The organism is Paenibacillus woosongensis, from assembly GCF_030122845.1.
GTDB classification, from domain to species: domain Bacteria; phylum Bacillota; class Bacilli; order Paenibacillales; family Paenibacillaceae; genus Fontibacillus; species Fontibacillus woosongensis_A.
In genome coordinates, this window is sequence record NZ_CP126084.1 from 1,217,546 (window position 1) to 1,229,514 (window position 11,969).

General features: G+C 45.8%; 6 protein-coding genes. All 6 read left to right on the forward strand.

Features of this window, described 5'->3' with window-relative positions; all coding sequences use genetic code 11:
* Positions 1-103 precede the first annotated feature (103 nt).
* The 6 genes from QNH46_RS05315 to QNH46_RS05340 all read left to right on the forward strand — a co-directional run bounded on the left by QNH46_RS05315 (position 104) and on the right by QNH46_RS05340 (position 11,865).
* A complete protein-coding gene (locus QNH46_RS05315; RefSeq protein ID WP_283927193.1) occupies positions 104-4,348 on the forward strand; it encodes a LuxR C-terminal-related transcriptional regulator in 4,245 nt (1,414 codons plus the stop codon).
* A 180-nt stretch (positions 4,349-4,528) separates the two neighbouring features.
* Positions 4,529-8,005 carry a stalk domain-containing protein gene (locus QNH46_RS05320; RefSeq protein WP_283927194.1) on the forward strand — a complete coding sequence of 1,159 codons (3,477 nt, stop codon included), beginning with the start codon at positions 4,529-4,531 and terminating at the stop codon, positions 8,003-8,005.
* Positions 8,006-8,220: 215 nt separating this feature from the next.
* A complete protein-coding gene (locus QNH46_RS05325; RefSeq protein WP_283927195.1) occupies positions 8,221-9,390 on the forward strand; it encodes a DUF4317 domain-containing protein in 1,170 nt (389 codons plus the stop codon).
* A 399-nt stretch (positions 9,391-9,789) separates the two neighbouring features.
* The gene (locus QNH46_RS05330) at positions 9,790-10,425 is read left to right on the forward strand and encodes a glycoside hydrolase family 11 protein (RefSeq protein ID WP_155609819.1); all 636 of its coding nucleotides are present in this window, start codon (positions 9,790-9,792) and stop codon (positions 10,423-10,425) included.
* Positions 10,426-10,627: 202 nt separating this feature from the next.
* On the forward strand, positions 10,628-11,488 hold the full coding sequence (locus QNH46_RS05335; protein ID WP_283927196.1) for a formylglycine-generating enzyme family protein: 861 nt from the start codon (positions 10,628-10,630) through the stop codon (positions 11,486-11,488).
* 194 nt (positions 11,489-11,682) lie between these two features.
* Positions 11,683-11,865, forward strand: coding sequence for an aspartyl-phosphate phosphatase Spo0E family protein (locus QNH46_RS05340; protein WP_283927197.1), 183 nt, complete (start codon positions 11,683-11,685; stop codon positions 11,863-11,865).
* Positions 11,866-11,969 lie beyond the last annotated feature (104 nt).

Genomic DNA, 11,969 nt, shown 5'->3' on the forward strand with positions numbered 1-11,969 from the left:
ATTAAAAAATTACATAGCGGATTCTCCTATGGAACTAGCGGAGTTTATACAACTCTCGATCCTGGTAACGGAGATGGTTTGTAGTGCACATCATCAGACTGCAATGATTGGGAACTTGAACCCTTCGAATATCAGCATCCAATGTGAGCCTAAGGAAGCTATTCTGGGTGAAAGCATAGAATGGGATGCAGCCTATCGTGCTCCAGAGCAGACGGGGCGGATCAATCGTGTGCCAGATCAGCGAAGTGATCTTTATGCTTTGGGGGTCATTTTCTATGAGATGTTGACGGGACAAATGCCGTTTCGACCTGAACATCACGAGGATTGGGACGATGTACATATTTATAAGGTGCCGCAGCCGCTGTCCGAGATTCGGCAGGAATGGGATGGACCTTTACAATCGATCATTCTGAAGCTGCTGGCTAAGTCACCTGAAGAACGCTACCAGAGCGCTTACGGAATGCTCGACGATCTTAAGCAATGCGAGAGCATGCTGGAGAGCAGCGGAATGCTAGTTCCTTTTGAGCTAGGCTCAATGGACAAGCTCCGTTCGTTTCGTCTATCAGATGCTTTGTACGGTCGCAGCTTTGCTATGAAGCAGTTGGAAGATGGGCTGGAACAGGCACTACAGGGCTTGCAAGTGTTTCGCTGGGTGACGGGTGATGAGGGAAGCGGCAAGACCACTCTAATTCACAGGTTTCAGCAGGATATTGCGTACAGAGGCGGAAGGTTCGTTACAGGGAGCATCGAATATGATCGACAGAAATATGCCGAGCCGTATGAGCCCCTTCTGCAAGCCTTGCGGGAATGGATTCATCAGTTGTGGAGCGATCCGCAAGAGGTAATAGAGAGTTTAAAGGATAGGCTGTATACCGAATGCGGTCGCGACTCAAGGGTGCTTGTCTCGTTACTGCCTGAGATTAAGCCGTTAATTGGAGAAAAGTCGGATGAGAAATCGACCTCGGAAGCAGTTGATCAGAATCAATGTGAGGAGCTGCTGCTCGCCGTGATTCGTTGCTTTGCTGAAGGTAAATCTCCATTCGTTCTGTTTATGGATAACCTGCAATGGGTGGATGAAGGAACGGGTTCTGTCATTCGCAAGCTTACGCTGGAGGAAACGATAACGATTCCTGGGCTCGTCTTGATCGGGGCTTGGCGCACGGAGCTGAATCGTGATTTGGATGAAGAGAGTCGGAGGCCCGAAATTAAGCTTGCTTGGTTATCAGAGAGATTGCGTGTTCATCCTGCCGAACAAATTGCGCTTTCCCACCTGCAATATGAAGACATTAGGCAATATTTATCCGATGTGATGGTTGAAGACTCGGCTCGAATCCGATTGCTGGCACGATTTGTGTATGATCATACTGGAGGTTATCCTGGGGCCATACGACAATTGCTGGAAGGCTGGTTAAGAGAGCAGAAGCTCAGCTTCGACGAGCAGCGGCGCCAATGGACATGGGATACTGAGATTATAGGAACCATGAGCAGTCTGGAGCCTAATCTTTCATTGATGGAGGCGAGCTTTGCCAATCTCTCCGATGAAACGAAGATGCTGTTGTCCATGGCTGCTGTTATTGGACCGGGGTTTCGTTTATCGCTCCTGTCGGAAGCGTGTGACTATTCGCCACAAGAAACATTTCGCTTGCTGCAGGAAGCAGAGGCAGCAGGAATTGTATGCCGTGAGGATGATACGGAGCCTAGATATAAAGATGATAGGTTGCTTTATCTGTTCCTGGATGATCATATGCGTCAGATGGCGTATGTATTTGATGAGCAACAGAACGCGCTTAGGCATCTGAAGATTGGGAGGCTGCTGCTGCGGCACCGTCAGCTCGAATGGAATGACGAGACTCTGTTAGCTCCGACCGATCATCTGAATCTTGGTGCTGCCTATATGGAAGCGGAGGAGATGGCGCAGCTTCCTGAGTATAATCTTCATGCAGCGCGGAATGCTCTCGACAGCGGGAAATATGCCATGGGGAAACGATATGCCGAAGCGGGGCTGAAGCTTGTAAGTGGAGACCCGGAAAGTGATTCAAGTTCGCTTTATGTTCAGTTGAAGCTGGCATTGGCTTGGAATGAATATATGAGCAGCAATATTGAACAGGCGAGAGAGCTATTACTGGAGTTGACGAAGCATGATCGGGAAATGACTCTGGCAGAACGTTCACAGATCTGGACGCCCTTGATTCAGATGCATACCTTTGTTGAGGACGAGATTGCGATCAAGTATGGGAGGGAGGCATTGGCAGCTTATGGATGGAACTTGCGTACTAAAGCATCTAATGTGTCAATTCTTAAGGAAGTAGCGCATACCCAACTGCTCTTGTCTAGAGTACATAATAAGCTTCATCAATTACCTGTTAATCACGAAGAAGATTATAAGACGTTATGCTGGTTCATTCAAATGGTTTCTTTACCGCTGCTCATGTACAATGCAAAGGCTTTAATCGATCTGTTGGCCAGATTTATTCGCTATGGGATCAAGATGGGAATCAATGAGAACCTGGCCTATATTATCATGACGTATGAAATTCTGATACAGAGAGCGCTTCCGCACTATACCCGAGCTATTCCAATTCCCAGCTTGAGCGCTGCAACCAACCAAGATTTTTTTCGTACGTGGTCGAATCATCGCTTCGATTATATTATTGCGTTATCTATTCAATTGGATTCTCCTGCAGAGGCATCAGCTTATCTGAACAAGGCGATGCGTCGCGGGGTGAAGTTGGGGGATAAGGACTTTGCTAATCTGGCTGTGATCACATGTCTTATTACGCATCATGGAAGCTTGTTTGTTTTATCTGATTTGTTGGATTACTTTGAGGATCATCAACGGTTGAACGCAAATGATAAGACGCTGGAAATCGTACAGATTGCAAGAAGCTATGTAGCAGCTCTGCAAGATGAGACTTTGCAGAGCAGCTTCGTCGCTATCCCGGAGTCGTTAGATGCTTCAGAACACGATAGTGAGGATAATTACAGCTATGTCTGCAAGCTGGAAGCCGCTTATTTATCCGGCTATTACAGGGAAGCTATGTACTGGGCTGGGCGAGCAAAGGAGAATGAGTTTGCGTCCGATTGGGTGCGAATCCGTAAACAGCGCTTGTATGAAACGTTGACGCTGGCTGCATTATACCCTGAAGTGAATGACCATGAACGTAAGCGCATTCGACGAGCAATCCGCACACAACTAGGAAAAATGCAAAGATGGAAGGGAGTTCTTGGATCAGACACCTCTGCACATCTGCTTTTGAAAGCGGAATGGGAACGAATCAAAGGGAATCAGTTGGATGTGCTGCAGAAGTATTCAGCTGCGGTTAATCGAGCGAGAGCAGAGCAGTATGCTTTAATGGAAGGCATTGCTTGTGAACGGCTGGCTGTGTATTATCATACGATCGTAAAGAGCCGTGCAGGAGCGACAATCGCCATGATGGATGCATGTACCGCTTATTCTGTATGGGGCCTCACCTCCAAGGTGACGCAGATCCGAGATGACTATGATGATCTGTTAAATGATGCATTGAAGCCAAGAGAAGATCAGATCTTGGAGATCGAAAATAAGGATACAGATGTAGAAATGCTGGAGCATCACGCATCTGAAGAGCGCAGAAATTTGATAACTGGAGACGAACTTATGCAGCAGATTGTCACGTTGTCTTCCAAGCTGAATAAGGACAAGTGGCAGGAGGGCTTCCTTGAGGCAGCACTTCGGCAAGCGGGCGCGGATCACGGATACGTACTGAGCTGCCGAGACGACTGCTATCAGATCGAAGCCAAGTCAGAACAAGCGCCGATCCAGGAGATTTCCCACGCATATTCGGAAAGCATCTTGCGACATGTGCTAATGACCAATGAACCGGTTGTGCTGCAAGATGCACTCCAAAGTTACTATGTGAAGGACTCTTATATACAGAGCGAGCGCCCGAAATCGATCCTCTGCATGCCGATTAGGGTTCCGAAGAAGCGGTCGCCTCTGTTGCTGTATTTGGAAAATCGGCATGTGTCGTGTGTGTTTACGGATCGTGATTTGCATGTACTGGAGCTTATCGCCACACGAATGATCTATTCGAGTCTGCTGCAGGAGGAGACGGCAGCTGCAGAAGACCGTGCTCCATCTGTTCCAGAACTGGCGAATCAGAATTTGATTGAACCGTTAACAAACAGGGAATTTGAAGTATTAACTGCTGTTGCAGAGGGATTATCCAACAAGGATATTGCGGAACGATTAGGCATATCGGAAACGACGGTCAAGACGCATACCTCTAATATCTTTGGAAAGCTTGGTGTGAAGCGGCGGGGACAAGCCGTTGTGCGAGCGAAAGAATTAAATATTATTAAAAATTAAGGATAGTTTTTTGCACTCTACTACTTTCGTAGGATACGTTCCCTTATCATTCGATCTATGCTGTCATTTAGGCTCGAAAGATAGGGGGGTTCCTCGAAGAGTAGTTTTTTTGTGATGTGTGCATTCATTGTATACGATAATAATCACATTGAAAAATTTAGGGACAGAAGGTGGGACAATATGAGAGTAATAGGACGTAAATTGATAATGGCTTTCATGATTTTGACATTGATTGGAAACACGATTGCAGGAGCAGTTGGAGCTGCAGGAGCAGCTGCTATACAAAATGAGCTGCCTTCGAGCGGTAACCATGAAGCTCTGACAAGCGTATCCGTGTTAGCAGGCAATGGTGATTTTGATGATTGGGACGGAGCAGCGTTGGAAGCGTCTTTCCGTATGCCGCAGGGAATGGCTGTATTGAAGGATGGCTCTGTGCTTGTTGCAGACAGCAGGAACCATCTGATTCGACAGATTAAGAATGGTCAGGTTTCCACTTATGCGGGCTTTATACTAGACGTAGATGCCAGTGGAATTCCGAGTGGAGGCTGGAACGACGGTACGAAGCAAACGGCTGTATTCAACGGTCCTTCGGGCATGGATACGGATTCGGAAGGCAATGTATATATCGCGGATACAGAAAATCATCTGATTCGTAAAATTTCAAAAGATGGAATGGTATCAACAATTGCTGGAGACGGCATTCTCGGTCATGAAGACGGGAAAGGTAAAGAAGCGAGATTCTATCAACCTCAGGATATTGCTGTTGCTAAGGATGGAACTCTATATGTTGCGGATACACTGAATCATTTAATTCGACAAATTACACCTGATGGACAGGTCACTACGCTGAACGCTGCATCTGATCGTGTCATCGAGGTTATTGGCGGTTATGCGGTTCTTGCGGGCGATTATGCGGACGGTGAATTGTCAGCAGCCAAGTTTAATGAGCCTACCAGCGTTGCAATAGATAATAAAGGAAATTTATATGTAAGCGATACAGGCAATCATGTTATCCGTTATATAGATTTGGCGGAAGGTACTGTTTCAACGGCGGCAGGCTTGTCTCAAGGGGAGATGCCTGTGTATGCGAAGGGCGCTCTGTATGCTGGAGGCGGCTATGCGGATGGGTCCAGCTCAGAAGCTCGCTTTCGTTTTCCTAGAGGAATTGCTGTCACGGAGGAGCAAGGGCTGATTATTGCTGACAGCTTAAACCATACGATTCGTTATCTTGTGAATGGACAAGTGAGTACAATTGCTGGAGTACCTGCACAATTTGGTCATGTAGACGGCATTAACGGTCACAACCTGCTTCATCATCCGACAGATGTAGCCGCTTTGCCAAATGGCAACTTGCTCATTGCGGACAGCTATAACAACAAAATTCGCGAGCTTGAATTTTACGAGCTTCCGAGCAATTTGCCGCAAAATGATCAAGTGAAGGTTGTGTATGAGGATCAAATCATTAGCTTTGATACGCAGCCCGAGATTGCAAAGGGAAACACGATGGTTCCTGTTAGAGCGTTAAGTGAAGCGATGGGCTATGAGGTTCGATTTAATGATAACGAGCGCGCAATTGAATTAACAAAGGGCGATGTGAGAATCAAGCTGCAGGTAGGAAGTCATGTGATTTCTATCAAGAATGCAGCAGCTGATGTGGAAGAGCGGCAAGAGATGGATACAGCGCCTTATATCAAAGCTAGCGAAACCTATATCCCAGTTAAATATTTCAGTGAGGCGTTTGGAGCAGATGTAGAATGGGATCAGAATACAAGGACGGTTATTTTGAGAGGAATAGCAGAAGCCGTCGATAAGCTGCCTGTAGCTGATCGTAATTCGAGAGCAGCGAAACTGGATCAGATTAAAGGAACGGTATGGGTAAAGCAGGCGGGCGGCTCATTGGCCTTTAGAGCTTATGACGGCATAAGCCTTCATCACGGTGATCAAATCGCTACTGAATTTAATTCAAGCGCGATTTTGAGAACGGTTGATCGCAAGGATGAAATAACGATAAGCGAAAACTCGGAGCTGTATATTTCAAATTTAAGCAATGCGTCGAATGTCAATCACACAAGCTTTGTCCTTTGGAGCGGACAGGTTGGGGCTAGCGTAACCTCTCTCGTTAACGCAAAGGATACATTCAAAATGTTGACTCCGACGGCTGTGAACGACGTTCGCGGAACCCAATTTTTTGTGGGTATCGATCCTATTACAGGAGAGTCGAGTCTCTTTGTAGGCAGTGGTCTTGTTCAGTCAAGCGGTAATGGAACGAACCAGAGTCCGAGCCCTGTGTATCCTTCGCAGCAAATGATCCCAGGATCAGGCGCTAATCAGTCTGCTAACCCTTATCCGGTTGATCCAGCCGATTTCGTTAATCAAGCTTCGCCTGCTGTCATCGAAGCGCTGTTGAAGCAAAAGCAGCGGATCGACCAAGAAAATGCGGAGATGCTGGAGAGAATGAAGAACGGAGCTTCCGGGTCTAACCCTAGTGACCTTCCGTTAGGAATGTCTCAAGTCGATCTTGAACAATATCAGAATAATTTAGAGAACCTGTTAGCTAATATTGCGAGGCAGGCTCTTGATCAAAAGAAAATGAATGAAGACCAATTAAAAGCACTTATCGATGAGATCAATAAGAACACTACTAATAGAATCGATCTCGATAATGTCCCACCGCTTCAATTATCAGAGCAGCAGAAGCAGCAGCAGGAAAGACAGAAGCAATTGGAAGACCAAATGAAGAGGCGGCAGGAGGAACAAGACAAGCTCCGTGAGCAGCAGCGTCAACAAGCGGAACAAGGCTCATCTTCCTTATTGAAAAAATTGTTAGCAGAAAAAGAACGGCAGGAGCAAGAGAACAAGCAGAAACAAGAAGAAGCCGCAAAGCTAGCGGAGGAGTTATTAAAGCAGAAACTTTCGGAAGCAGAAAGACAGAGCTTCGAGGAGCAGCAGCAAGCATTGGAGCGACTAAAACAACTGCAGGAGGCAGCACAGCGGCCACAGGCTCCAACGCCGCCGCCAGCATCAGCACCAGCACCATTGCCATCACCAACGCCATCACCAACGCCAACGCCATCACCAGAACCAGAACCAGAACCAGAACCAGAACCAGAACCAGAACCAGAACCAGAACCGACCAATACCGCACCTACGGTCATCAACCCGATCTCAGATCGGATGGTAAACACAGAGATGCGATTTGAAATAGATGCGAGCGAGGTTTTCCATGATGCCGATGGCGATACGCTAACGTATACAGTCAGTTCGGATGATGACACTATTGCACAGGTTGAAGCAGAAGGAGTTATTATAACTATTATTCCATATGGTATGGGTTCAACTATAATCACGATTATTGCTGATGATGGCAATGGCGGAGTAGCCGAAGCATCCTTTCAATTCGGACTCTATTCTGTCATAGCTAATATGATGACTGAAGAATCGGTGGATGTTATTAACCTGTATTGGGATGATTTTGGGGTTGAAGACTTGAACTATCACATCTATATTGATGATGAGCTGTTCGGATCAACCCGTGAAAAAACTATATCGCTTACTGAGCTTAAGCCCGATACGGCTTATATGCTGCGCGTAGTAGCTGTTAATGATGGTGGAGAGATTGTGGCATTTGCAGACCTTTTGGTCACTACGAGTCCTTAGGCTCTAGGAGTGTCGATCACCGTCGGCGAAGAAATGAAAACGGAGAGCCAGCTAGACTTGGGCTCTCCGCTTTCTATTGTCACAGGCTATCTATAAATTATTGCAAAGCCTATTGATGACAACGCTGTACAATAGAAAGCTCTTCTAGCGAAGGGTTTTTATATCGTCTATACTGATAAGATCAATTTACTTCTTAGGGAGTTGTCTAACGAACCATGAATAAGAAAGAAATCGCGCATATACGCAAGCAATTTAAGCTGGATCACGATTTGCTGAACATTTACGACATTCTCAACGTGTATATTATGAAGGAAAGCAACGAAATCTATCATTGGGAGCGGCAGGCGTTTGCCTTACTGGACAGAGAGAAGCAAGAGTTGTATATGGGTAATTTCAAGAAACTGCTGACGGGTGAATTGGATCAAAAGTTGTTCGAGTTGAAGTTTCAGGAGGAAGAAGTGGAGGAGCCGACGCGGGTGCTGCTTCACCAGGCTTTGGTGACTGGTGATCCGGAGGAATGGCAGGACCTGCTGCTGCTGCTGGTGGACAAAATGCTAGTGGATGTCAAATATGAACGGGATACGGTGGTCACGTTCGTTCGCGGACAATACTATCAGCCGACCAAGGGCAGAAATGAAGAGACCGAGGAGAGCGAGAAAAATGAAGTGTTCGCGCATCCGTTCATTCTGTGCAGCGTGAATTCCACGGAGCAGCAACGGAAAACTCTTTTGTTTGATTATGTAGAAAGAGAATTTAAATACAACGTCAATGTAGACCCGATCATCAAGCTCAGTTCGCCGGAGCAAGGGTTCTTCTATCCCAGTGTGACGGACAATTATTCCGATGTAAACCGTATTCTGTATTGTACGGGGAAAGCGAATGAACCGAGTTCGCATTTCATCGAACAGGTCTTGAATGCCGAAAGATCCGTGACGGCACGGGAAGAGAGAGCCATCTTCGAAGATATCGTGAAGGAAGTGGCGGGTGAACAACTGGACGCGACTACCCTTGCAAATGTGTATGAGGAAATTCATCGAGTGATTGAAACCAACGAGGAGGAGGAAGAGCCTCCGAGGCTGGATTATAAAGATGTGGAGCAAGTGCTAACGGTAAGTGGTGTAGAGAACGTGACGACTGAAAAAGTGGAACGGGCGTTTGAAACGATCGTCGATGATAGGAACTACGAACTGAAGGCGAGCAGCGTTATGCCGAAGTTTACGTCAAAGTCGATTAAGATCGATACGAAGGTTGCCACAATTTCGGTTAGCCCACAGGATTTAAAGTATGTGAAGCAGGTAAATTATCAAGGAAGACGATGTATCCTGATTGAGGTTGACGAAGATGCCGTCATCGAAGGATTTACGCTCAGTACAGAGACGATATAAAATCGTTTGCCAGATTGCAGGCGCAGGAATGAACAAATGACAAATATATTCAAACTCTAAATATAGAATTAGCGAAAAAGGTCATGAACGTCTAGGCTCTCCTATTGACAGTAGGAGGGCTTTTCTTTTTGTGGCGGTAAAATTTTCATGCAACCCGTTAGAATCTCGGTTACTAGACAGTTTCTATATATTTAAAATATGTAAAAAAAGTAAGGATAAACCTTTAATTTCATGGTAGTTATGTATACGCTTACATTCTATAATTTACTAAGTTGGGAGGTGATAGTAAGAAGTTTAGCAGAATTGGGGACACAGACAAGTGATGTTCGGCAAGGAGAAACAACGGACAAGTAGTGTGTAGGTAAGTAGTGACAAAAAATATTTTGGGAGGTAGGTATGATGTTTAAGTTCAAGAAGAAAATGTTGACGGCTATTCTTGCAGCATCTATGAGCTTTGGGATGTTTGCAGCAATCTCGAACGCAGCGACGGACTATTGGCAAAATTGGACCGATGGCGGCGGAACAGTAAATGCGGTCAATGGTTCTGGCGGAAATTACAGTGTCACATGGTATAACACCGGGAATTTTGTTGTCGGCAAAGGCTGGAATACGGGATCGCCGAACAGGGTAATCAACTACAATGCCGGTGTCTGGGCACCTTCTGGCAATGGCTATTTGACGCTGTATGGATGGACAAGAAACGCGCTCATCGAATACTACGTTGTGGATAGCTGGGGAACTTATCGGCCTACCGGAACGTATAAAGGCACTGTGACTAGCGATGGGGGCACATATGATGTATACACGACTATGCGATACAATGCACCTTCCATTGACGGCACGCAGACCTTCCAGCAATTCTGGAGCGTCAGACAGTCGAAGAGACCAACCGGAAGCAACGTCGCTATCACTTTCAGCAACCATGTTAACGCATGGAAGAGATACGGAATGAATCTGGGAAGCAACTGGTCTTACCAGGTGCTAGCGACGGAAGGATATCAAAGCAGTGGAAGCTCTAACGTAACAGTGTGGTAATACCGGTATAGTAACCAATTAAAAAACAAGTAAGCGCCTAATTTCCAGAATATTGAGAAAGTCTTCTTATCATTGATATTGTTAAGGACCGCCGGACCCTCAACCGGCGGCCTTATATATTTCAACACAGGATACTTACCTACGTACTGCTGAAATATGACCTTTCTAGAACTAACATACGTACTTTGAAGGAGATATATTCATGAGAAAACTATTAATATTTCTATTCATGGCCAATATATTTGTTGTCAGCGCATGTTCACAGGAAAAATCAGTACAAAGCGGAACGCCCATAAAGAATGATAATCTTGTGTTCGTCCAGGGTGGAACGATCATGAATAAAAAATCCAACTATTACGGAAAAAGTATCACCCTCTCGAACTTTTATATTAGTAAATATGAGGTAACTCAGAAAGAGTGGATGGAGGTTATGGGAAGCAATCCCTCAGGATTCCAGGGCGATGATTTGCCGGTAGAGACCGTAAGCTGGTACGACGCTGTCGAGTACTGCAATCAGCGTAGTATCAAAGAAGGCTTAAAGCCATACTACAATATCAACAAGAATAAAAAAGATCGGAATAATGAGAGCGAGCACGATAATTTAAAATGGACAGTAACAATCAATGAGGGAGCCAATGGATACCGATTGCCGACAGAAGCTGAGTGGGAATACGCAGCAAGCGGGGGCCAGGAAAGCAAGGGCTACACCTATAGCGGAAACAATGATGCAGATGAAGTAGCATGGTATTGGAAAAACGCCGGGGATGAATACTTAACCGGAGATTGGAACTGGCCTAAGATCGAGAGTAACCGTAATACAACAAAGTCCGTCGGTGCCAAGAAACCCAACGAGCTAGGGCTTTTTGATATGTCAGGTAATGTAAGGGAATGGTGCTGGGACTGGTACGGCGAAGAGTTGGATAGTAAAAGCGGCGCTTTTCGGGTCGTGAAGGGCGGCGGCTGGATCGGCGACGTCAGGAACAATGAGATATCTTTCCGGGGCAAATTTGAGGCCAATGGCATCGGCCCGGATCAGGGCTTCCGCGTAGTCCGCAGCGAGTAAGCGAGAAAACAATATATGGTTGATATCCAATAAAACAATAAAGGCGCTCGGCAGCGAATCTGAGCGTCTTTAGATCGTTTTTTACTCAGAGTCCTACAGAATATACCCTTAAACTCCTTCATAATAGGAACTAAGAGTTTACACAAATTGCTCAACTATAATCATCGTCTTGATTTTAATAAGGAGATGAATGGATGAAAGAGTGGACTGAATTATTTGAAGTGGAAAAGCAGAAATTAAATCAGCTAGGGAACGAATCTTTGGCGGATGGAATTCCGCTCCACGATAACGACGCGCTGCAAGATCAGAGCAGAAGAGTGGATGAGCTGATTATCCAGTTGCACAAACGGGCTGGATTCAAACGGCGTTCAAGATAAGCTCAATATTTAGAGGGGGCACGACAAACCGAAGACCATGAAAGTACTTATATATAGTGCATTTAGGGACGCCTTTAGCTTGGCGTTCTTTTTATTTTTTGAGT

Coding starts and splice junctions, on each gene's coding strand:
- QNH46_RS05315 (WP_283927193.1), top strand. CDS start 104: ATGATTGGGAACTTGAACCCTTCGAATATCAGCATCCAATGTGAGCCT.
- QNH46_RS05340 (WP_283927197.1), top strand. CDS start 11,683: ATGAAAGAGTGGACTGAATTATTTGAAGTGGAAAAGCAGAAATTAAAT.
- QNH46_RS05325 (WP_283927195.1), top strand. CDS start 8,221: ATGAATAAGAAAGAAATCGCGCATATACGCAAGCAATTTAAGCTGGAT.
- QNH46_RS05335 (WP_283927196.1), top strand. CDS start 10,628: ATGAGAAAACTATTAATATTTCTATTCATGGCCAATATATTTGTTGTC.
- QNH46_RS05320 (WP_283927194.1), top strand. CDS start 4,529: ATGAGAGTAATAGGACGTAAATTGATAATGGCTTTCATGATTTTGACA.
- QNH46_RS05330 (WP_155609819.1), top strand. CDS start 9,790: ATGTTTAAGTTCAAGAAGAAAATGTTGACGGCTATTCTTGCAGCATCT.